The sequence below is a fragment of the Rhizobacter sp. P5_C2 genome, assembly GCF_054049715.1.
In genome coordinates this window covers 1-21,382 of the sequence record NZ_JBFULV010000105.1, presented here as the reverse complement: position 1 = coordinate 21,382, position 21,382 = coordinate 1, and the positions used below count along the sequence as shown (strand labels likewise).

Genomic DNA, 21,382 nt, shown 5'->3' with positions numbered 1-21,382 from the left:
GGCACGGCCTCGGCCGGGGCCCCCGCGCCGCTGGCCAATGCGGGCGGCACGCCGGGCGTCGCGACGCCGAAATCGGGGGTCGCGCGGGTGGCGGCACCGAGCGAGGTGCGCACCCGCAACGCCGTCTTCAAGCTCGCCAACTTCGACGAGCTGCCGGGCTGGCAGCAGGACGACCTGCGCGCCGGCTGGGGTGCGTTCCGCAATTCGTGCGAGGTGCTGCAGAAGCGCGACGAATGGCGCGAGATCTGCGACGCGTCACGGCGCGTGCCGGCTGGAGACACCGCAGCCGGAACGACGGCAATACGCGGCTTCTTCGAGAGCCGCTTCTCGCTGCTGCGCATCCTGAACACCGACGCGAGCCGCGAGGGCGACATCACCGGCTACTTCGAGCCGCTGCTCGAAGGCCAGCGCCAGCGCAGCGCCGTCTACAACGTGCCGGTGCTGGGCGTGCCGCGCGACCTGTACACGATCGACTGGTCGCGGGTGCCGAAGGCGCAACGCCGCGGCGTGATCGCGGTGCGGCCGGACGGCAACCAGCTGGTGGTGCTGCCGGCGCCGCAAGCCGGCAGCTACGCGATGGACCTGCGCCGCTTCGAGCTGGACGACCGTGACCGCCGGCTGCGGGTGCGGCTGGCCGGCAGCGGGTCCGGCGCGCGCGCCGAGCCTTACTACACCCGTGCCGAGCTGGAGGCGCTGAACCTGCCGCAGGACATCGGCGCGCCGGTGATCGCGTGGGTCGCCGACGGTCTGGCGCTGTATGCGATGCAGGTGCAGGGCTCGGGTCGCATCCGCCTGCCCGACGGCAGCATCCTGCGGGTGCAGTACGCCGAGCAGAACGGGCACCCGTTCAAGCCGCTGCGGGTGGCGGCGGTGAAGAGCACGAAGGTCGTCACACGCGGGACCGGTGCGGCGGCGGAACAGCCGCAGGAGTTCGTGCTGGAGGATGACGCGGTTGCGGAGGAAGCGCCGGTCGTCACGCGCGGCGGCAAGGCGGTGCCGGCGGCGGCCGCACCGCGCGGTGGCGCATCGGACAGCCTGGTTGATCAGCTGCTGGGCGGTGCCAAGCCGGCCGCTGCAGCAGCGTCGGCCAAGCCCCTGGCGCGGGTCGCACAGGGGCGGCTGGTGTCCGATCCCAGCTATGTGTTCTTCAAGCCGGTGGCCGACCGGCCGGCCAGCGAAGGGCCGCAAGGCGCGCTGGGCGTGCCGTTGACGGCGGGGCGATCGGTGGCGGTCGATCCCAGGGTGACGCCGCTCGGCTACCCGGTGTTCCTCAGCGCGCCGGCGCCGTCGGGCTCGGCGATCCAGGTGCAGCGCCTGGTGTTCGCGCAGGACACCGGCGGCGCGATCCGCGGCGCGGTGCGGGCCGACTACTTCTGGGGCTTCGGCTCGGAGGCCGGGCAGAACGCCCGCAGCACGAAGCACCGCGGGCAGATGTGGGTGCTGTTGCCGACGGCCGAGGCGAAGCGGCTGTCGAGCAGCCGGATCGTCACGCGTGGCGGGGCGATCGCATCGGACAGCGAGCCGGGGCAGTGCCTCGTTGCAGACGGAGATTTTTGCTCGGAGGCGGACTGATTCCGTTGCCGCGGCAAAGGCACGTTCGCTCGCGTGCTCGTAGGTCACTTCAGTCTTTTTCCCCAACAAGAGCCGCTGGTGGTTAGCGGCGGGTGAGGGGATGGGTTGGGGGCGATTTCTGGGGCGACGAAGAAGATCGGCTTCGTGGGTGGCGCGCGCCAGCGCGCTTCGTAGACTGACTCATCGCCACTGTCTGACCACAACGAACGAAGTGAGTGGCGGGAGTTTGGCGATGCACCCACGAAGCCGATCTTCTTCGTGGAGTCCGCGCCCCCCGGGTGGGGGGCGCGGACCGCCCCAGCATGAGCCCCCAGCCCATCCCCTCACCCGCCGCGCCGCGCCACACCCAGCGAAAAATCAGGCACCCATTCCAGCAGCGCCGCAACCAGATCCTGCGGATCGATCGGCTTGCTGACATGCGCGTTCATGCCCGCAGCGAAGCACTCCTGCCGATCCTCGTCCATCGCCGCAGCCGTCATCGCGATGATCGGCAGCTCGGCGCCCTGCGGCAGCTGGCGGATCACGCGCGTCGCCTGCGGGCCGTCCATCTCCGGCATCTGCATGTCCATCAACACCAGGTCGAAGGGCGCCTTGCGCACCCACTCGACCGCCTCCAGGCCGTTGTTCGCGACCGTCACCTCCAGTTCGCCGAGCGCCAGGAACGCGAGCGCCACTTGCTGGTTCACCAGGTTGTCCTCGACCAGCAGCACGCGCGCGCCGCGCAGCGGCTTCAGCTGTTCGGCATAGCCGGCGGTTCGCGACACCGCCGGCGTGCTCGGCGCCTGGTCGCCGCGCTGCAGGCGCACCACCGTGTCGAACAGCCGCGACGGCGTGACCGGCTTGCTCAGCACGCCCGTCAGCGGCAGCCCGCCCAGCGCCTCGCTGACCCGCTCCAGCGTGTGCGGCGTCGCCATCGCGACGATCGCCAGTTCCGGCGCACCGCGCTCGGCCATCAGGCGCCGCGCCTGGTGCACGAACTCGAGATCCGCTGATCGCCAGTCCAGCAGCAGCAGCTCGTACGGCGATTGCCCCTCGGCACGCTTGAGCTTGTGCAGCGCGTCGGCGGCGAACGCCGCGCTGCCCACCTGGAAGCGCCAGCTCTGCAGCACCTGCTGCAGCACCACGCGCGCGGTCGGCTGGTTGTCCAGCACCAGCGTGCGCATGCCGCGGATCGCATGCAGGTCGATGCGCTCGGCAGCTTCGCGCGCCAGGCCGAAGCGCGCGTTGAACGTGAACAGGCTGCCCTCGCCCGGCGTGCTGCGGACCTCGATCGTGCCGCCCATCAGCTCGACCAGCCGCTTGCAGATCGCGAGACCCAGCCCGGTGCCGCCGTAGCGGCGCGCGGTGCTGCGCTCGGCCTGGCTGAACACCTGGAACAGCTGCCCCGCCTGCTCCGGCGTCAGGCCGATGCCGGTGTCGCGCACGCCGAAGCGCAGCTCGACCCCGCTCTCGTCGCGCGACAGCAGCGCAGCGCTGACGACGATCTCACCGCGCGACGTGAACTTGATCGCATTGCCGACCAGGTTGTTCAGCACCTGCGTCAGCCGCAGCGAGTCGCCCAGCAGGCGCTGCGGGATCGCCTCGTCGATCTCGAACACCAGCTCCAGCCCGGCCTCCTCGATCTTGACGGCGAACAGGTTGCCGACGTTCTCGATCGTCTCCTCGGGGCTGAACTCCTCGCTCTCCAGCACCACCCGGCCGGCCTCGGCCTTCGAGTAATCGAGGATGTCATTGAGCAATGAGAGCAGCGCCTTCGACGAGGTCTGCACCTTGGCGAGGTGGCCGCGCTGCTGCTCGTCGAGCCGGCCGTCGAGCACCAGCTGGGTCAGGCCGATGATGGCGTTCATCGGCGTGCGGATCTCGTGGCTCATGCTCGCGAGGAACAAACTTTTTGCCGCATCGGCCGCCTGCGCCTGGTCGCGCGCCTGAGCCAGCTCGCGGCCGCGCCGGCGCTCGTCGGCATGTGCCTGCGCGAGGCGCACGTACATCATCCCGTTCTCGAGCAGCAGCTCGTACAGCACGACGCTGCAGGTCAGCAGGCCGTACAGGCGGCCGGCGTAGAAGCCGAGGTCGTAGCGGCCGCCGTTGAGCATCGCGGACAACGCGGTGTCGAACAGCCAGGCGCAGAGCGCCACCATCAGCCAGCGGTCGAGCACCGAGGGGCGGCGCTGCTTCCACAACAGGCCCAGCGTCAGCACCGTGACGACGCAGATGATCCCGACCATGCCGCGCAACAGCGGCGTCGATTGCGAGCCCTGCATCACCGCCGGCAGCAGCGGTGCGCCAACCGTCGCCAGCGCGATCAGGGCCAACGCCAGCGCGACGGTGAACAGCGGCACCGTGAACGGCCGCTGCCGTTCGACGCGCGGCGTTTGCGACGGCCCACGCGTCGGCCACGCATAGGCCAGCACGAACAGCGGAAAGCCGAGGTGCCAGAACAGGTAGATCCACGCGGTGCTGTGCGGCCCCGCGCCCAGCAGGCCTTCCGGCGTGAACAGCCCCGGAAAGCTCAGCGCATGGCCGACCACCAGCAAGGCCGCGAACAGGTAGCCGCTCGCCAGCACCGCCAGCGGCCGAGCCCGCAGCACGCGCGACTGGCCGAACAGCAGCACGGCCGTGATCAGGTCGTTGACGACGACTGCCGTCTCGTAGAGCGCGATGAAGCTGGGGAATGGCGCCAGCTTGACCTTTGCAAACGGTGCCAAGGCCATGAACAGCAGCGCGGAGACCGCGATGATGGCCGTGGCGCGCCGGCGTTGCGCCGGGCTCGCCGCCTGGTCCGGCAGGAACGCCGGGCCGTCGTCGTCGGATACGGCCGCTGAGTCGTGCCCGATGACCGGCACGGCGACGTCATGGCTTGTCCCCACGCCACCTCCCTGATCGGCCGGCATGCCGGCCTGTGCGTGTGTTTGCTTGAGCGCCTCACCGTTATGCCCGGAAGTCGCGGACCGCGCAACAAATGAAACCCGAAGCGAAGCGCCGCTGAAGCACGCCGGCCGCAAACTCGTGGCCGTGATCACAGAACGAGCGAGGCCCCCATGAGCGACTCCCTGTTCCTGCCGCGTGAACTCTTCACGGCAACGTCGGTGCCGGTGACATCGACGCGCCTGGCGCCACCGACCGATGCGGTGCTCGACGACCTGCGCCGCATCACGACGCCGATCGCCACCTTCGGCAACGGCCTGAAGAACCGCCGGCGGAAACCGCGCGACCCGAACGCGCCGAAGGTCGATCTGTGGCTGGACCTGGCCGCCTGATTCAGATCGATTCAGACCGGGTTCAAGCCTGCAGCGCCGCGCGCAGATAGACGCGCAGCATCTCCTTCAGCTCGGCCAGCGCGGCGCGCGTGCCCGGCGCCGCCTCGGTGTTCAGCGTGACCGCCGCCTTCATCACCTGCTGCACCGCTACCGCCACCGCGGCGAGCCGGGCCTTCGTGAGCCCGGGCGCATGCGGCGCGAGGATCTCGGCCAGCTGCACGCGCATCGCCTGCCGCACCGCCTGCACCTGCGCGGCCGGCGCGCCCGGCGAATCGACCAGCCGCGCGAACGACGGGTGGGCCGCGCGGAACTCGATCAGCGCCACCACCAGCCGCGCACTGAGCGCATCGACATCCCAGCCGGCACTCGCCTCGGCCATCGCCGCGAGCCGCTGCCGCAGTTCATCGGCCTGCAGCGCGATCACGCCCTGCGCCACGCCGGGCTTGGTCGGGAAGAACTGGTAGAGCGAGCCGATCGACGACTCGGCGCGCGCCGCGATCTCGGTCATCGTCGCGGCGTCGTAGCCCTTCTCGTCGAACACCTGGGCCGCGGCGGCGAGCAGCACCTCGACGCGCTGGTGCCCGCGCTGGCGGCGCACACGCTCGACGGGCGCGGCTTCGCCCTCGTCGAGCACGCTGGACTTTTGTGAGGACTTCCTCATAGAATTAATTTTGCGAGGACACCCTCACATATCAGGCCCTGAAGGATCCCATGCTATCTCTTGACTCCAAGTTTCTCGACCCCGCCCGCACCGCGCTCGTGCTGATCGACCTCCAGCAAGGCATCGTCGGCTTCGGCCGTGCGCCGCACGACAGTGCCACGGTGCTTGCGAACGCCGCCGCGCTGGCCGAGCGCTTCCACGCGTACAACGCGCTGGTGGTGCGCGTGAAGGTCGGCTGGCATGCCGGCTTCTCCGATTTGCTGACGCAGACCACCGACCAGCCGGCACCGTTGCCGCCCGGCGGGTTGCCGGCGCACTGGTGGGACGACCCCGAGGCACTGCCGAGCGCGCCCGGCGATCTGCAGATCGTCAAGCGCCAGTGGAATGCCTTCCACGGCACCGAGCTCGACCTGCAGCTGCGCCGGCGCGGCATCACGACGCTGGTGCTGGGTGGCATCGTCACGCACATCGGCGTCGAAGGCACGGCGCGTGCCGCCTGGGAGCTCGGCTACCAACTGGTGATCGCCGAGGACGTGTGCAGCGCGCAGCTCGCCGAGCCGCACCGGGCGTCGATGCAGTACGTGATGCCGCGGCTCGGCCATGTGCGCCGCACGGCGCAGCTGTTGGAGACACCGACCGACACGGTCTGACATTCGACGCGCCGTCATACTGTCGGCCATGTCCGCTTCCCGTGTCGTCTGGCGCGCCCTGCTCGCGCTGCTGCTGGTGTTCAGCCAGCAGCAGGCGGTGCTGCATGTGCTGGGGCATGCGCTGGACCACCAGCGGCAATCGGTGGCGGCGGCCTCGTCCCACGCGAGTTCGGCCCAAGCGACTGACATCGACGCGCTGTGCGCGCAGTGCCTGGCCTTCGCCCAGCTCGACCACCCGGCCACGCCGCAGGTGGCGACACCCACCGGCTCGTCGGCTCGCTTCGAACTGGCCGCGGCCGCACCGGTCACCGCGCGGGATGCGCGCTTCGAGTCGGCCTACCTGAGTCGCGCCCCTCCCCTTTCGACGCTGTCCTGAACCTGCGCCGCGGCCGCTGGGCCGCGTGCCTTTGTGCCTGCCCGTGCGCTGTCGCCGCGGGCCCACCGGATACACGCGTCATGAAGATTCATTCCCTGCTGCCAGCCTGCATTGCGCTGGCTTCCACCTTTGCCGCTGTTCACACCCAGGCCCACGAGCCCGGCGCGCATGTGCACGGCGTCGCCGAACTGCGCATCGTCGTCGACGACCCGCAACTGCAGATCAGCCTCGAGAGTCCGCTCGACAACCTGCTCGGCTTCGAGCACGCACCGCGCACCGACGCGCAACGCACGGCAGTGCGCCAGATGGCGCGAACGTTGCGCGACACCGCCAGCGTGTTCACGCCGGCCGCCGCGGCGCATTGCCGTGCGACCGGCGTGCGGCTCGCGTCATCGGCCGCGCTCGGCGAATCCATCGAGACAACGCCAGCCGATGGCGACGGCCACGCCGACCTCGATGCCGATTTCAGCTGGACCTGCGACACCCCGCAGGCGCTGACCGGCGTCGACGTCGACCTGATGCGCCACTTCCCCGGCCTGCGCCGGCTCAAGGTGCAGGTCGCCGCGCCGTCGGGCCAGCGCGCGCTCGACCTGCTGCCGGGCCGCCGGAGCGTCACATGGTGAGCACCGCGCCGATCCTGCAGGTGCAGCAGCTGCGCTTCCGCTGGAAGCCCGCGCTGCCGCCCTGCCTCGACATCGACGACTTCAGCGTGCAGCCCGGCGAACGCGTCTTCCTGCACGGCCCGAGCGGCAGCGGCAAGAGCACGCTGCTCGGGCTGCTGGGCGGCGTGCTGGTTCCGGACAGCGGCCGTGTGACCGCGCTCGGCCAGGTCGTGTCGGCACTGCCCGGCGCGGCGCGCGACCGCTTCCGCGTCGACCACGTCGGCTTCGTGTTCCAGCAGTTCAACCTGGTGCCCTACCTGAGCGTGCTCGACAACGTGCTGCTGCCGTGCCGCTTCTCGGCGCTGCGCGCGCAGCGGGCGCTGTCGGCCTCCGACGGCGACCTGGCGCACGAGGCACGCCGCCTGCTGGAGGCGCTCGACCTGCCGCGCGTGCTGCTCGCGCGCCCGGCCACGCAGCTCTCGGTCGGCCAGCAGCAGCGCGTGGCCGCGGCGCGTGCGCTGCTCGGCCGGCCCGAGCTCGTGATCGCCGACGAGCCGACCTCTGCCCTCGACGCAGCCACGCAGCAGCGCTTCATCGAGCTGCTGCTGCGCGAGTGCGCGGCCGCGCAGGCGACGCTGCTGTTCGTCAGCCATGACCGGAGGCTGGCCGCGCACTTCACGCGCGAGGTGGCATTGGCCGAGCTGAACCGCGCCGCCACGCTGCAGCAGGAGGCTGCATGAAGCCGCTGCTGAAGATCGCGTTCGCGAGCGCCTGGAACCGCCGCGCGACGCTCGGCCTGGCCATCGCCGCGATCGCGTTGTCGGTCACGATGCTGCTGGGCGTCGAGCGCAGCCGGCTCGCGGCGCGCGAGGCGTTCGCGCAATCGGTGTCCGGCACCGACCTGGTGGTGGGCGCTCGCACGAGCCCGGTGCAACTGATGCTGTACGCGGTGTTCCGGCTCGGCGAGGCGACCAACAACATCCGCTGGAGCAGCGCCGAGGCCTTGGCGAAACGGCCGGGGGTCGCGTGGACGATCCCGCTGTCGCTCGGCGATTCGCACCGGGGCTTCGCGGTGCTGGGCACGAGCACCGGCTACTTCGAGCACTTCCGCTACGGCTACCGGCGGCCGCTCGTGGTGACCGAAGGCCGCGCCTTCAGCGGCACGGTCGACGGCGTGTTCGAGGCGGTGGTCGGTGCCGAGGTGGCACGCTCGCTGCACTACGCGATCGGGCAGCGCATCACGCTGAGTCACGGCAGCGGCGGTGGCAACAATGGAGAGGGATTGACCGAGCATGCCGACAAGCCGTTCACCATCGTCGGCATCCTCGCGCCGACCGGCACGCCGGTGGACCGCACGGTGCACGTCAGCCTGCAGGCGATCGAGGCGATCCACCTCGACTGGCAGGGTGGTGCGCCGATCCCGGGCCTGGCGATCGCGCCCGATGTGGTGCGCAAGTTCGACCTGACGCCGAAGACGATCACCGCGGTGCTGGTCGGGCTGGACCAGCGCGGCGCGGTGTTCCGGGCGCAGCGCGAGATCAACGAGTTCGACGGCGAACCGCTGCTCGCGGTGCTGCCCGGCGTCGCGCTCGACCAGTTGTGGCAGGTGGTCGGCATCGTCGAGCGCACGCTGCTCGCGGTGTCGGCGCTGGTGCTGGTGGTCGGGCTGGCCGGGCTGGTGGCGGTGGTGCTCGCGAGCCTGAACGAGCGGCGGCGCGAGCTGGCGATCCTGCGCTCGGTGGGAGCAGGGCCGCGCCACATCGCGGCGCTGCTGGTGGCCGAGAGCGTCGGCGCGACCGGGCTCGGCACCGCGGCCGCGCTCGCGCTGCTGGCCGGCCTGTCGCTGCTGGCCGGGCCGTGGCTGCAGGGGCAGTTCGGCAGCGCGCCGGCGCCCGGCGTGTCGGGCGTGGGCGAATGGAAGCTGATCGGCCTGGTGCTGGCCGCCGGCCTGGTGGCGGGGGTGCTGCCGGCGTGGCGGGCCTGCCGTCTGTCGTTGTCGGACGGCTTGACGCCGCGCCTGTGATGAAAGGAATCCTGATGAAGACGATCTGGAGTGGCGTGCTCGCGGCCCTGCTGGCCCTGTGCGGCGCCTGCAGCGATGCGGCCGACGGCCCGAAGGTGCCCGACAGCCCGAAGACCGATGCGGCCGACTACCGCATCGGCGACAAGCTGGCCCCCGCGGTCGCGGCACGCGCCGCGAGCGCCGCGGTGGCCGGTGGCTACAAGCTGACGACCTGGGAGGACCTGACGCCGAAGGACTGGGACCCGATGAAGGACGTGCAGGCGCTGAGCTTCCGGATGTTCGGCGACGGCGACCCGCGCGCGCAGGCGGCGCTCGACCGGCTGAAGCGCGCCTGGAACAACGCGCCGACCAATGCGGCGATGGACCAGCAGCGCGTGCGCATCGCCGGCTTCGTCGTGCCGCTGGAAGGCGAGAGCGACCAGCTGCGCGAGTTCCTGCTGGTGCCCTACTTCGGCGCCTGCATCCACGTGCCGCCGCCGCCGGCCAACCAGACCATCCACGTGAAGCTCGCGAAGCCGCTGGCCGGCGTGCGCACGATGGATGCGCTGTGGGTCAGCGGCACGATCCACGCGGCCTTCAGCGACACGGCGCTCGGGACCTCGGGGTACCGGATGGAGGGGGATGTGACGGAGGCGTATCGGCGCAGCCGGTGAGTTGTGGGTGAGTTGTGGATGGGGGCCATCGGCCGGCACCGCAGCTGGTCACCGCTTTCCGGCAGTTGGTCGCAAGCCGCTGGGCGTGCGAGGGGCGGACTCCTAGAGTCCACTCCATCGCAGCCCCCTTGCTGCCCACCACGCCACACCAGGAGCCCACCATGACCAGCCGCCTCTCCGCCGTCGCCTTTGCCTTCGCCCTGTTCGCCACCGCGTCGCTCGGTTTCGCGGCGCAAGCCCACACCGCGGCCCGCGCCAAAGCCGGCGCCGAAGCCCGCCTGCCGGTGGTCCAGATGCCGGCCGTGACGGTGATCGGCAAGCGCGTAGACGCCGGCAACCTCTGAACATCCGCCCACGCCCTCTTCGCCAGTTTGCTGGCGCAGAAGCAGCAGTTCTGCTATTGCTCACTTGCTGAAGCCACCCTTTCCTAAACGTTTTTCATCCATTCATCGCGAATATTCTTGAACTCTGCCAACTCAGACAGATAACCTTGAAGGCTCACTTCCGGATCGAGCACCCCCAGCCCCATTGCATACAAGATATTATATTTATCCTCAAACTCCAGATTGCTGTTTACTATTTCGCGCGTCACCTCCAGAGCGTGCTGTGCATGAGCCCCAGAGAGCGCCGTGTTCATGCGGCGCCTGAAATAATCGAAATCCTTCGGGATCTCAGCACGCAGCACGGGCACGGGCACGGGCACGGGCAAGATAATTTCCGGCGCTTGACCTGAACCATCGATTGATTCTCGAACAATAGAGACCAATCTATTAAATTCGCGACGCACCAAGACAGAATTATTACAAATAATCCAATCACTCTTCCACTGAATACAATCCATCTGTTTCAGAATAGACAATTTCTCGCAAGCTTCCAAGTTGCTGTTGACAACCTCCTTTCCGATGCGAATCACAGCCATCGGATCAGAGCTATCGACGGCCCGGCGCATTTTCTCCATCAATGGGCTCGAACCTTCGCAGCTGCTGATCAACGGACCAGATTCTGACGCTTCTCTATGCGCAAAGCGCGTCAGCAAATCCTCCATGGCCTGAAGTTGCGGCTCCGTCGCATGCTGTCGCACGGCGATCAATAGCTCGCCAACATTCTGGAATTGCGACGACGAATATGCGCCTAGCAATGGTTGCTCAGCACTCAATTCCATCAATTCACATACATCGCAGAAAATGTCCTCCCTGTCAGGAGAATTTTTTTTGTAGACCTCCCACAGTGAATTCAACCAATCCACGACCAACTCGACCGCTTGGGGGCTCGATGAGCAGGAGATTTCCCGCATTTCGTCTTTCAACGCCACCAGACCCCGCAGACTTTCATAGTCTTTTGCAGCATTGAATTTCCTTCGCAGATCATGAACTCGGCGGGCGAAATACAAACTATCGGTCGATGAGGAGTGTGTTGGGCGCAAATTCTGGCCAATTCTATTCATGGAATTTCAATCCTTGCTGAGGTTTTGATGAGAACTGGTTAGTCACCCCTGATGCAGAAACGTCTCAACGTTCTGATGTACGGTGCATGACGTGCGCCACGGCAGACATTGACAACAGCTTGGTCAACGCGATGCCTCCGGCAACCGATTCGCCCACGCGATAGGATCGCGCCTCTCCTGTACCCCACGCCGCCATGGACAGCCTCGACCTGCAAGTCCTTACCCAGGCCCGCCAGTGGCGGACCGCCGGCCACGCCGTCTGGCTGGTCACCGTGCTCGAAACCTGGGGCTCGGCGCCGCGGCCGCCCGGTGCGCTGCTCGCGATGCGCGACGACGGGCTGGTGGTCGGCTCGGTCTCCGGCGGCTGCGTCGAAGACGACCTGATCGAACGCGTGCGCACCGGCGAGCGCGTCGCCCGGCCGCAACTCATCACCTATGGCGTCACGAAGGAAGAAGCCGCCCGCTTCGGCCTGCCCTGCGGTGGCAACCTGCGGCTGGTGCAGGAACCGCTGCAGGGCACCGGCTGGGTCGACGAGATCCTGACACGCACGCAGCGGCATGAACTGGTCGCCCGCCTGCTCGACCTCGACACCGGTGCCGTGCAGATCGAGGCCGCGTCGCGCGGCGACGGCTTCGCGTTCGACGGCCGCCGGCTGCGCGCGCTGTTCGGCCCGCGCTGGCGGCTGCTGGTGATCGGTGCCGGGCAGCTGTCGCGCGTGCTGGCGCAGATGGCGCTGGCGCTCGATTTCGAAGTCACCTGCTGCGACCCGCGCGAGGAATACCACCTCACCTGGGACGTGCCCGGCACGCAGTTCAGCAAGGCGATGCCCGACGACCTGGCGCTCGAGATGCAGCTCGACCCGCACAGCGCCGTGGTGGCCGTCACGCACGACCCGAAGCTCGACGACATGGTGCTGCTCGAAGCGCTCAAATCGCCCGCGTTCTACGTCGGCGCGCTCGGTTCGCGCAGCAACACCGCGAAACGCCGCGAGCGGCTCGCGATGTTCGACCTGTCTCCCGCCGAGATCGACCGCCTGCACGGCCCGATCGGGCTGAACCTGGGCGGCAATTCGCCGGCCGAGATCGCGGTGTCAATCCTGGCCGAGATCATCGCGGTGCGGCATGGCGTGGGCGTCACCCAGAAGAAGCCGGTGGATGCCGGCGCCGGCGCCACGCTGCCCGCCTGACCGGAGCGCTGCCGCCTTGATCCCCTGGCTGCGCGACGCCCGCACACCGCTGCCCGACACGCGCCTGGCCTTGCCTGCCGGCTCGGACGCCCCCGGCCTGCTCGCGGCCGGCGGCGAACTGACGCCCGAGCGGCTGACCGAGGCCTACACCCACGGCATCTTCCCGTGGTACAGCGAAGGCCAGCCGGTGCTGTGGTGGTCGCCCGACCCGCGCATGGTGCTGCCGGTCGACGAGTTCAAGCTGTCGCGCTCGCTGCGCCAGACGCTGCGCCGCTTCGCGCGCGATCCCGGCTGCGAGTTGCGCATCGACAGCGACTTCGCCGCGGTGATCGGCGCCTGCGCCGGCACGCCGCGCGAGGGCCAGGACGGCACCTGGATCCTGCCGGAGATGGTGCAGGCCTACTGCCGCTGGCATGCGCTCGGCACGGTGCACAGCGTCGAGACCTGGATCCACGGGCAGCTCGTCGGCGGCCTGTACGGCGTGTGCCTCGGGCGCATGTTCTTCGGCGAATCGATGTTCTCGCACGTCACCGACGCGTCGAAGATCGCGGTGGCGGGGCTGGTCGCGTTCTGCCGGGCCCACGGCATCACGCTGATCGACTGCCAGCAGCGCACCGGGCACCTGGCGTCGCTCGGGGCGCGAGAGATTCCGCGCGAACAATTCGAAACCGGTTTGCCCCCCAGACTCAGGGAGCCCCCGGTGCGCGAATGGTCCTATGATCGTTCGATGTGGGCGCTGCTGGATCCTGGCGCCCCCGTGCAGGACCGTCCGTGACCCATCCGAAAGAGCTTCCGCTCGCCTCGCTGCAGTTCTATGCCACCGCGCCGTACCCGTGCAGCTACCTGGGCGGACGGATGGCGCGTTCGCAGGTCGCGACACCCAGCCACCTGATCCACGCCGATGCCTACTCGGGCCTGGTGGCCAACGGCTTCCGGCGCAGCGGCATGTTCACCTACCGGCCGTTCTGCGATGGTTGCCGCGCCTGCGTGCCGCTGCGGGTGCCGGTGGCCGGCTTCGAGCCGACGCGCAGCCAGCGCCGCGCCTGGAAGCAGCACCAGGGGCTGCAGGCGCGCGTGCTGCGGCTGTGCTTCGTGCCGGAGCACTACCAGCTCTACCTGCGCTACCAGGCCGGCCGCCACAGCGGCGGCGGCATGGACAACGACAGCATCGACCAGTACACCCAGTTCCTGCTGCAGAGCCGCGTCAATTCGCGCCTGGTCGAGTTCCGCGAGCCGTCGGAAGACGGGCTGGGCGCGCTGAAGATGGTGTCGATCCTCGACATCCTGAACGACGGGCTGTCGGCGGTGTACACCTTCTACGAGCCCGAGCCGCGCACCAGCTACGGCATCTACAACGTGATGTGGCAGATCGAGCAGACGCGGCTGCTGAAGCTGCGCCATGTCTACCTCGGCTACTGGATCGGCGAGAGCGACAAGATGGCCTACAAGGCCGACTTCCGGCCGCACGAGGTGCTGGTCGACGGCGAGTGGCGCGACGCGCCCCGCGAGTGATGCTCAGGCGCCCAGGCGGCTGAGCACCTCGTCAGCCAGCGCGAGGCTCGCCGTCAGCCCCGGCGATTCGATCCCGAACAGGTTCACCAGCCCCGGCACGCCGTGCTCGGCCGGGCCGTCGATGCGAAAATCCGCGGCCGGCTCGCCCGGGCCGACGAGCTTCGGCCGCACGCCGCTGTAGGCCGGCTGCAGCGCGCCGTCGGGCAGCGCCGGCCAGTAGCGGCGCACCTCGGCGTAGAAGGCGTCGGCGCGCGCCGGGTCCACGGTGTAGTCGATCGGCGCCTGCGTTTCGTCGGGGAGCCATTGCACATCCGGGCCGAAGCGCGCCTGTCCGCCCAGGTCCAACGTCAGGTGCACGCCCAGGCCGGCGCGCTGCGGCAACGGGTAGATCAGGCGCGAGAACGGTGCGCGGCCGGCCAGCGAGAAGTAGTTGCCCTTGCAGAAGCGGGCCGTCGGTCGGGCGGATGGCGGCAGGCCGGCGGTCGACTGCGCGAGTGCAGGCGCCCACAGCCCTGTGGCGTTGACGACGATGCGGACCGCCAACGCCATCGGCTGCTCACCGCCGACCTCGATGACGTGCTCGCCGGGTGATGCGCGCCTCGCCTGCACCGGCGAGGCCAGCGCCACCATGCCGCCGTGCCGCTCCAGATCGCCCTGCAGCGCCAGCATCAGCCCGTGGCTGTCGATGAGGCCGGTCGACGGCGACCACAGCGCCGCCAGGCAGGTGAGCGCCGGCTCCATCGCCCGCGCCTGCGCCGCATCGAGCAGCACGAGGTCGTCAACGCCGTTCGCTGCCGCCTGCGCCTGCAAGGCCTGCAGCCCGGGCAGTTGCTCCGCGTCGGTCGCCACCAGCAGCTTGCCGCAGCGGCGGTGCGCCAAGCCGTGCGATTCGCAGAACGCGTAGAGCTGACGCTTGCCTGCCACGCACAAGCGCGCCTTCAGCGAGCCCGCCGGGTAGTAGAGCCCCGCGTGGATCACCTCGCTGCTGCGCGAGCTGATGCCGGTGCCGATGGCGTTCTCGCGTTCGAGCACCAGCGTCTCGAGCCCCCGCATCGCGAGCGCACGCGCCACCGCCAGCCCGACGACCCCGGCCCCCACCACCACTGCTTCGACACGGTCCATGCGGCATTGTCGCCAGACCGTGGCGATGCCGCAGCGGTGCTCAGTGCGGGCCGCGCGCCGGCGTCACGTCCACCAGGTGGCGCAGCTGCCGCTGCAAACGGATCTCGCCCGGCCGCTGCAATTCGTCGCACAGGTCTTCCAGCTGCGACTTCAGCCGACCGAAGGCCAGCGGCGCCATCAGGCACTGCAGCCCGTGCGGGCACTCCAGGCCGTCGGTGAGGCAATCGGCCTTGTCGGCGCAGCCCAGCCGCTCGTCGGCAATGAAACGGCGGATCAGTGCCATCGCACCGTCGACATCGCTGGCCAGCACCGCGTGCCGCAGTTGCATGGCCATCTCGAGCCCACTGAAAACAGCGGAGTCGTCCGTGCTTGCGACGGTCGTTGCCATTGATGCACCCATGCGCGCTCCAGGTCGGAAACACGCTGAGTGGCAGGTCGGGGCGTTCCAGTTCCCTGGCCCGCCCCCAAAGGGTCAGACGTAGCGGTTCAGCAGGTTCTCCATCGCCTCCTGGCGGCCGGACTTCGGCTGCACGTCGGAGTTGCGGTCGAGCACGCGCTGGGCCACCGCGTCCAGCGTCAGCTCGCCCTTGATCACCTGCTGGCCGAATGCACCGCGCCAGCCCGCGTAGCGCTGCTGCACCGCCGATTCGAGCCGGCCTTCCTGGATCATCCGCTCGGCCGCCAGCAGCGCGCGGGCGCACAGGTCCATCGCGCCGACGTGGCCGTGGAACAGGTCTTCCGCATCGATCGACTGGCGCCGCACCTTGGCGTCGAAGTTCAGCCCGCCGCTGGTGAAGCCGCCGGCGCGCTGGATGTGGAACATCGCGAGCGCCATCTCCGGCAGGTTGTTCGGGAACTGGTCGGTGTCCCAGCCGCACTGCATGTCGCCGCGGTTCATGTCGACCGAACCGAAGATGCCGAGCGCGGCCGCGGTGGCGATCTCGTGCTCGAAGCTGTGGCCCGACAGCGTCGCGTGGTTGGCCTCGATGTTGACCTTCACGTCGTTCTCGAGGCCGTAGGTCTTCAGGAAGCCGTAGACGGTGGCGACGTCGAAGTCGTACTGGTGCTTGGTCGGCTCGCGCGGCTTCGGCTCGATCAGGATCGGGCCTTTCAGCCCGATCTTGTGCTTGTGGTCGACCGCCATCGCGAGCAGCCGGCCCATCTGCTGCAGCTCCGATTTCAGGTCGGTGTTCAGCAGCGTCTCGTAGCCCTCGCGGCCGCCCCACATCACGTAGTTGGCACCGCCCAGGCGCACGGTGGCGTCCATCGCCTCCTTGACCTGCAGCGCCGCCATCGCGAACACCTCGGGGTCGGGGTTGGTCGCCGCGCCCGACATGAAGCGCCGGTGCGAGAACAGGTTGGCCGTGCCCCACAGCAGCTTCACGCCGGTGGCCTGCTGCTTCTCGCCGAGCAGGTCGACGGTGCGGCGCAGCCACTCGACGCTTTCGCGCGGCGTGCTGCCTTCGGCGACCACGTCGCGATCATGGAAGCAGTAGTACGGGATGCCGAGCTTGCTGAAGAAATCGAACGCGACGTCGGCCTTCACGCGCGCCTGCTCGAGCGGATCGGCGATCTGGTGCCACGGGCGCTGGAAGCTGTCGCCACCGAACGGATCGCGGCCGTCCCACACGAAGCTGTGCCAGTAGCAGGCGGCGAAGCGCAGTTGCTCTTCCATCCGCTTGCCGAGCACGACGCGGTCCTTGTCGTACCAATGGAAGGCGAGCGCGTTGTCGCTCTCCGGGCCTTCGTACTTGATCGGGGCGATGCCTTTGAAGAATTCGGTCATGGCTATGTCTCCTGGTGAAGGTCAGGCTGCGGCAAAGGCGGCACGCAGCGTCGGGTACAGCGTCTTGAAACGGTCGTGGCGGGCCAGCAGCGCATCGCGGCGCGCGGCGGGCTCGGGCAGGTACTCGGTGTTCAGCTCGGGCGCGAGGCACACGTCGGCCTCGCTGCCACCGGTGGCCAGCCACGCGAGCCGTGCAGCACCCAGCGCGCCACCGGCCTCGCCGCCATGCACGGTGCGCACCGGCACGCCGTACAGCGTGGCGAACAGCTGCGCCCACAGCGGGCTGCGCGAGCCACCGCCGACGATCGTCAGCGGGCCGACTTCGGTGCCGGCCGCCTGCAGCGCATGCAGCCCGTCGAGCATGCCGAAGGCCACGCCTTCGAGCACCGACCAGCCGAGGTGCGCCGGCGTCGTGTCGTGCGACAGGCCGAAGAACACGCCGCGGGCCTTCGCGTCGTTGTGCGGCGTGCGCTCGCCGCCGAGGTAGGGCAGGAACAGCGGCGCGGCCGCCTGGCCGGCCGCGTCCAGCGCGCCGACATCCTTCAGCAGCGCGCCCTCGTCGGCCGCGCCGACCAGCTGGGTGACCCAGCTCAGGCAGCTGGCGGCCGACAGCATCACGCTCATCTGGTGCCAGCGGTTCGGCACCGCGTGGCAGAACGCATGCACGGCGGAGGCCGGGTTCGCGCGGAAGCGGTCGGTCACGACGAACAGCACGCCGCTGGTGCCCAGCGAGATGAAGCCCTCGCCCGGCCGCACCGCGCCGATGCCGACCGCGCTGGCCGCGTTGTCGCCGCCCCCGCCGGCCACCGGAATGCCGCGCGGCAGGCCCCAGGCATCGGCCAGGGTGTCGCGCAACTGCCCCGACACCGCGCTGCCCTCGACGAGCCGCGGCATGCGCTGCTCGCTCAGGTTGCTGACCGCCAGCAGCTCGCGCGACCAACGGCGCTGCGCCACGTCGAGCCACAGCGTGCCGGCCGCGTCCGACATCTCGCTGACCTTCTCGCCGGTGAGCTTCAGGCGCAGCCAGTCCTTGGGCAGCAGCACGCAGCGCGTGCGCTCGAACAGCGTGGGTTCATGGCGCTGCACCCACAGCAGCTTGGGCGACGTGAAGCCAGGCATCGCGAGGTTGCCGGCGATCTCGGGCAGCGCCGGCAGGCGACGCTGCAGCTCCAGGCATTCGGCCGCGGAGCGCACGTCGTTCCACAGGATGGCGGGGCGCAGCACCTCGTCGTCGGCATCGAGCAGCGTCGCGCCGTGCATCTGGCCCGACAGGCCGATGCCGCGCACCCGCGCGAACTCGGCCGGCGCCTGCGCGCGCAGCGCGGCCACCGCGGACTCGGTGGCAGCCCACCAGTCGGCCGGGTCCTGCTCGGACCAGCCCGGGTGCGGGCGTGACACCGTGAGCCGCGCACCGGCGGTGGCGATGATGCGGTGGTCGTCCTGCAGCAGCAGGACCTTGACTTCCGAGGTGCCGAGGTCGATTCCGAGGTACATGGCGAGCGGCGGCGCAAAGCCGTGAGGGGCAACGCCCGCCACTTTAGTTCATCGGACAAACAAAATACACCACTCGCTTTCCCGAAGGGGGATCGGGCCGGGTCGGTGGCGACAATGCGCCGCATGACACTCACCGGCGACCAGCACCTTGTCAAACGCATCAACCGCATGGCGCTGGTGCGCCTGCTGCGCGAGGAGCCCGGGCTGTCGCGGGCCGATCTGTCCACGCACAGCGGGCTGACCAAGTCGACCATCAGCATCCTCGCGAAGGAGCTGATCGACGAAGGCTGGCTGCTGGAAGAGGAAGCCCAGCACACCGGCAGCCTCGGGCGGCGGCCGAAGCCGCTGCGGCTGAACAGCCAGCGGCTGGCGCTGATCGGCGCCGAGCTCGGCATCGACGCGATCCAGACCGCCGCCGTCACGATCAACGGCGAGGTGATCGAGTCGCAGCGCACGCCGCTGCGCTCGCTCGAGCCGCAGCAGGCCTGCCATCAGCTGATCGAGCAGGTGCTGTCGCTCGCGGCCGAGGTCAAGGAGCGCCACTACCGGCTGATGGGCATCGGCGTCGGGCTGCCCGGCGCGGTGGACGAGCGGGCCGGCGTGCTGAAGTTCGCGCCCAACATCGGCTGGCGCGACGTGGAGCTGGGCAAGCGGCTGTCGGGCGAGGCGGCGGCCGCGGGCCTGGACGTGCCGATCTACTACCAGAACGAGGCCGACCTGGCGGCGATCGGCGAGTTCGAATTCGGCGAGGGGCCGGCCGACGATCCGCTGATCTTCCTGAGCTGCGGCATCGGCGTCGGTGCGGGGATCGTGCTGAACGACCGGCTGTTCAGCGGCGCGAGCGGGCTGGCCGGCGAGGTCGGGCACACCATCCTGCAGATGGGCGGGCCGATGTGTTCCTGCGGGCGGCGCGGCTGCGCCGAGGCCTTGATCGGCGCGCGGCACATCGCGACGCCCGAGGATGCGGCGCGCGCCGGGGCCTACCTCGGCGTGCTGATCCAGAACGTGTGGATGACCTTCAACCCGACGGTGATCGTGCTCGGCGGCGAGACGGTCGAACGCGGTGGCGAGTTCCTCGACCCGGCGCTGTCGGCGGTGCAGCAGTTCGCGGCGGAAGCGGGGATCGCGCCGCCGCAGATCCGCATTGCGCGGTATGGGTCATTGGCGACGGCCGTGGGCGGTGCCGCCTACGTGCTTCATTGCATGCTCAGGCCGATCTACGGCTGAGCGCAGACGCTCAAGCGTGCAGCTTGTCCCAATAGGACGCTGCCTTGCCGACCCAGCTGCAGTAATGCGGGTCGTTCAGCGCATAGAACGGGATGCCGCGCGAGACGAATTTCTCGACCTCGTTGCCCAGCGAGCGGTCGCCGGCCGGCAGCCGCTCGACCTCGACCTCCAGCGCGTGCAGTGCGATCGCGCGCTGCATCGGGTTCGGTGCCATCAGGTGGCGGCGCAGGGTCTGCGAGTCGACGACAGAGGTTTCGAGGTCCATTCCAGGCTCCAACAACATTCGGAAGAGGTTCGTGCAAGTTCGGCCGTTTTGCAGCCGGCTTGAGGAACCCCATGTGCTCAAGTGCGCAGAAGTCTTCCATGCGCGCCTGTTACGTGACCGTGTTGCGGGTAACAGCGTGTTGAAGTGCGCGCTGGTGCGACGCAGTTCACGCTCGGGCATCCCCCACATTGGGGATGGGCGCGCTGTCACGCGTTCGATGTATCGTCGCGCCCTCGCAGTAACCAACGGCTTTTCCGAAGTGACCACCATCCGCCTTCGCCATGCCGCCCTCGCCGGCCTGATCTCCCTCCTCGCCTTCGCCACCACGAACGCGTTCGCGCAGGTGCGCGGCATCGGCGCTTCGTTCCCGTCCAAGGTCTACGAGCGCTGGGCCAAGACGTATGAGCAGCAGAACGCCGGTGCCGCCGTGAGCTACAAGGCGACCGGCTCGGGCGACGGCGTCAAGCAGATCAGCGCGCACGCGGTCGACTTCGGCGGCAGCGACACGCCCTTGCCCGCCGACGAGCTGACGAAGCGCAAGCTGGTGCAGGTGCCGATGCTGATCGGCGGCATCGTGCCGGTGGTGAAGCTGCCGGGCATCGGCGCGAACCGGCTGCAGTTGTCCGGCGAGTTGCTGGCCGACATCATGGCCGCGCGCATCGCGAAGTGGAACGATGCGCGCATCGCGGCGCAGAACCCGGGCATTGCGTTGCCGGCGCTGCGCATCCAGCGCATCGTGCGCGCGGACCGCTCCGGCACCACCGAGGGCTTCACGCGCTACCTGTCGGAGGTGTCACCCGCCTTCAAGACCGAGATCGGCACCAGCCAGGCGCCGAAGTGGCCGGGGCAGGTCACCACGGCCGAGGGCAACGACGGCATGGTGAAGGCGCTCGACGGTGCCGAGGGTGGCATCGCCTACGTCAGCTACGACCGCGTCGTGAAGGACGAGCTCGCGGCGGTGCGGCTGGTCAACGGCTCGGGCGTCGCGGTGGCCGCGTCGGAAGCGGGCTTTCGCGCGGCGATCCTCGACAGCGATGTCTCGCGCAGCGGCAACGACCTCGCGTCATTGATGAACCGCCCGGCCAGCGGCGCGTGGCCGATCACGCAGACCAGCTTCGTGCTGTTCGACGCCGAACCGGCCGATGCCGACCGCGCCGCGCAGGGCATGCGTTTCCTGTACTGGTGCCTGATGCATGGCGACGACCTGACACGCGGCACCGGCTTCGCGCCGCTGCCGGTGAACCTGCAGGCCCGGTTGACGGCGCGCTTCGCGGGTGTTCGTGCGAAGGATGGGAAGGCGCCTCAGTACATGAACTTCTAGTCGCGTCGCGCGGGGGGTGAGGGGATGGGCTGGCGGCTCATGCCGGGGCGGTCGGCCCGGGGGCCGACTCCACGAAGAAGATCGGCTTTGGGGATGCATCGGCAAACTCCCTCCACTCACTTCGTTCGTTGTGGTCAAACAGTGCCGATGAGTATGTYCACGAAGTGCGCTGGCGCGCACCATCCCCAAAGCCGATCTTCTTCGTCGCCCCAGAAATCGCCCCCAGCCCA

General features: G+C 69.3%; 23 protein-coding genes. 14 read left to right on the top strand and 9 right to left on the bottom strand.

From position 1 onward, the window contains the following. Window positions 1–1,572, top strand: a 1,572-nt coding sequence (mltA, locus tag ACXJLU_RS27285; RefSeq protein ID WP_457336414.1) for a murein transglycosylase A, incomplete at its 5' end; no start/stop codon positions are given. 323 nt (window positions 1,573–1,895) lie between these two features. Here the strand turns inward: mltA and ACXJLU_RS27280 are convergent. Next, a complete protein-coding gene (locus ACXJLU_RS27280) occupies window positions 1,896–4,439 on the bottom strand; it encodes a response regulator (RefSeq protein ID WP_457336412.1) in 2,544 nt (847 codons plus the stop codon). A 171-nt stretch (window positions 4,440–4,610) separates the two neighbouring features. Here ACXJLU_RS27280 and ACXJLU_RS27275 point away from each other — a divergent pair, with 171 nt between their 5' ends. Further along, window positions 4,611–4,829 carry a hypothetical protein gene (locus tag ACXJLU_RS27275; RefSeq protein WP_457336410.1) on the top strand — a complete coding sequence of 73 codons (219 nt, stop codon included), beginning with the start codon at window positions 4,611–4,613 and terminating at the stop codon, window positions 4,827–4,829. Between the two features lie 22 nt (window positions 4,830–4,851). Here the strand turns inward: ACXJLU_RS27275 and ACXJLU_RS27270 are convergent, their stop codons facing one another. Further along, the gene (locus ACXJLU_RS27270) at window positions 4,852–5,490 is read right to left on the bottom strand and encodes a TetR/AcrR family transcriptional regulator (RefSeq protein ID WP_457336408.1); all 639 of its coding nucleotides are present in this window, start codon (window positions 5,488–5,490) and stop codon (window positions 4,852–4,854) included. A gap of 50 nt (window positions 5,491–5,540) precedes the next feature. Here ACXJLU_RS27270 and ACXJLU_RS27265 point away from each other — a divergent pair, with 50 nt between their 5' ends. The 7 genes from ACXJLU_RS27265 to ACXJLU_RS27235 all read left to right on the top strand — a co-directional run bounded on the left by ACXJLU_RS27265 (window position 5,541) and on the right by ACXJLU_RS27235 (window position 10,138). Beyond that, a complete protein-coding gene (locus tag ACXJLU_RS27265) occupies window positions 5,541–6,140 on the top strand; it encodes a hydrolase (protein WP_457336406.1) in 600 nt (199 codons plus the stop codon). A gap of 28 nt (window positions 6,141–6,168) precedes the next feature. Continuing rightward, a complete protein-coding gene (locus ACXJLU_RS27260; RefSeq protein WP_457336404.1) occupies window positions 6,169–6,516 on the top strand; it encodes a hypothetical protein in 348 nt (115 codons plus the stop codon). 80 nt (window positions 6,517–6,596) lie between these two features. Next, a complete protein-coding gene (locus ACXJLU_RS27255) occupies window positions 6,597–7,139 on the top strand; it encodes a DUF2796 domain-containing protein (protein WP_457336402.1) in 543 nt (180 codons plus the stop codon). Further along, complete coding sequence (locus ACXJLU_RS27250) at window positions 7,133–7,858, top strand: ATP-binding cassette domain-containing protein (RefSeq protein ID WP_457336401.1); 726 nt, start codon at window positions 7,133–7,135, stop codon at window positions 7,856–7,858. The genes ACXJLU_RS27255 and ACXJLU_RS27250 overlap by 7 nt, the downstream gene beginning before the upstream one ends. Beyond that, window positions 7,855–9,141 carry an ABC transporter permease gene (locus tag ACXJLU_RS27245; RefSeq protein ID WP_457336399.1) on the top strand — a complete coding sequence of 429 codons (1,287 nt, stop codon included), beginning with the start codon at window positions 7,855–7,857 and terminating at the stop codon, window positions 9,139–9,141. The genes ACXJLU_RS27250 and ACXJLU_RS27245 overlap by 4 nt, the downstream gene beginning before the upstream one ends. 14 nt (window positions 9,142–9,155) lie before the next feature. Next, window positions 9,156–9,794 (top strand): DUF3299 domain-containing protein, encoded by a 639-nt coding sequence (locus ACXJLU_RS27240; RefSeq protein ID WP_073468602.1) that lies wholly within the window; start codon window positions 9,156–9,158, stop codon window positions 9,792–9,794. Between the two features lie 161 nt (window positions 9,795–9,955). After that, window positions 9,956–10,138: a hypothetical protein gene (locus ACXJLU_RS27235; RefSeq protein WP_457336396.1), complete on the top strand. Its 183-nt coding sequence runs from the start codon at window positions 9,956–9,958 to the stop codon at window positions 10,136–10,138. Between the two features lie 83 nt (window positions 10,139–10,221). Here the strand turns inward: ACXJLU_RS27235 and ACXJLU_RS27230 are convergent, their stop codons facing one another. Beyond that, window positions 10,222–11,238, bottom strand: coding sequence for a hypothetical protein (locus ACXJLU_RS27230; RefSeq protein ID WP_457336395.1), 1,017 nt, complete (start codon window positions 11,236–11,238; stop codon window positions 10,222–10,224). 194 nt (window positions 11,239–11,432) lie between these two features. Between ACXJLU_RS27230 and ACXJLU_RS27225 the strand changes: the two genes are divergently transcribed. From ACXJLU_RS27225 to ACXJLU_RS27215, 3 genes are read left to right on the top strand one after another with little or no spacing between them, the layout of a single operon-like run. After that, window positions 11,433–12,425 (top strand): XdhC family protein, encoded by a 993-nt coding sequence (locus ACXJLU_RS27225; RefSeq protein ID WP_457336393.1) that lies wholly within the window; start codon window positions 11,433–11,435, stop codon window positions 12,423–12,425. Then, the gene (gene aat, locus ACXJLU_RS27220) at window positions 12,394–13,200 is read left to right on the top strand and encodes a leucyl/phenylalanyl-tRNA--protein transferase (RefSeq protein ID WP_457336391.1); all 807 of its coding nucleotides are present in this window, start codon (window positions 12,394–12,396) and stop codon (window positions 13,198–13,200) included. Before ACXJLU_RS27225 ends, aat begins: the two co-directional genes overlap by 32 nt. Beyond that, on the top strand, window positions 13,197–13,937 hold the full coding sequence (locus tag ACXJLU_RS27215; protein ID WP_073468583.1) for an arginyltransferase: 741 nt from the start codon (window positions 13,197–13,199) through the stop codon (window positions 13,935–13,937). The genes aat and ACXJLU_RS27215 overlap by 4 nt, the downstream gene beginning before the upstream one ends. Before the next feature lie 3 nt (window positions 13,938–13,940). Here the strand turns inward: ACXJLU_RS27215 and ACXJLU_RS27210 are convergent, their stop codons facing one another. The 4 genes from ACXJLU_RS27210 to xylB all read right to left on the bottom strand — a co-directional run bounded on the left by ACXJLU_RS27210 (window position 13,941) and on the right by xylB (window position 18,339). Continuing rightward, window positions 13,941–15,059, bottom strand: coding sequence for an NAD(P)/FAD-dependent oxidoreductase (locus ACXJLU_RS27210; RefSeq protein WP_457336389.1), 1,119 nt, complete (start codon window positions 15,057–15,059; stop codon window positions 13,941–13,943). A 40-nt stretch (window positions 15,060–15,099) separates the two neighbouring features. Continuing rightward, window positions 15,100–15,387 carry a hypothetical protein gene (locus tag ACXJLU_RS27205; protein WP_457336387.1) on the bottom strand — a complete coding sequence of 96 codons (288 nt, stop codon included), beginning with the start codon at window positions 15,385–15,387 and terminating at the stop codon, window positions 15,100–15,102. 144 nt (window positions 15,388–15,531) lie between these two features. Continuing rightward, window positions 15,532–16,845 (bottom strand): xylose isomerase, encoded by a 1,314-nt coding sequence (gene xylA / locus ACXJLU_RS27200; RefSeq protein WP_457336385.1) that lies wholly within the window; start codon window positions 16,843–16,845, stop codon window positions 15,532–15,534. A 21-nt stretch (window positions 16,846–16,866) separates the two neighbouring features. Continuing rightward, a complete protein-coding gene (gene xylB / locus ACXJLU_RS27195) occupies window positions 16,867–18,339 on the bottom strand; it encodes a xylulokinase (RefSeq protein ID WP_457336383.1) in 1,473 nt (490 codons plus the stop codon). 123 nt (window positions 18,340–18,462) lie between these two features. Between xylB and ACXJLU_RS27190 the strand changes: the two genes are divergently transcribed. Further along, window positions 18,463–19,566 carry an ROK family transcriptional regulator gene (locus tag ACXJLU_RS27190; RefSeq protein ID WP_457336381.1) on the top strand — a complete coding sequence of 368 codons (1,104 nt, stop codon included), beginning with the start codon at window positions 18,463–18,465 and terminating at the stop codon, window positions 19,564–19,566. 10 nt (window positions 19,567–19,576) lie between these two features. Here ACXJLU_RS27190 and ACXJLU_RS27185 read toward each other — a convergent pair whose 3' ends face one another. Then, the gene (locus ACXJLU_RS27185) at window positions 19,577–19,831 is read right to left on the bottom strand and encodes a hypothetical protein (protein WP_047506047.1); all 255 of its coding nucleotides are present in this window, start codon (window positions 19,829–19,831) and stop codon (window positions 19,577–19,579) included. A 259-nt stretch (window positions 19,832–20,090) separates the two neighbouring features. Between ACXJLU_RS27185 and pstS the strand changes: the two genes are divergently transcribed. After that, window positions 20,091–21,152: a phosphate ABC transporter substrate-binding protein PstS gene (pstS, locus tag ACXJLU_RS27180; RefSeq protein ID WP_457336379.1), complete on the top strand. Its 1,062-nt coding sequence runs from the start codon at window positions 20,091–20,093 to the stop codon at window positions 21,150–21,152. A gap of 37 nt (window positions 21,153–21,189) precedes the next feature. Here pstS and ACXJLU_RS27175 read toward each other — a convergent pair. Continuing rightward, on the bottom strand, window positions 21,190–21,382 hold a 193-nt coding region (locus tag ACXJLU_RS27175), incomplete at its 5' end, for a hypothetical protein (RefSeq protein WP_457336377.1).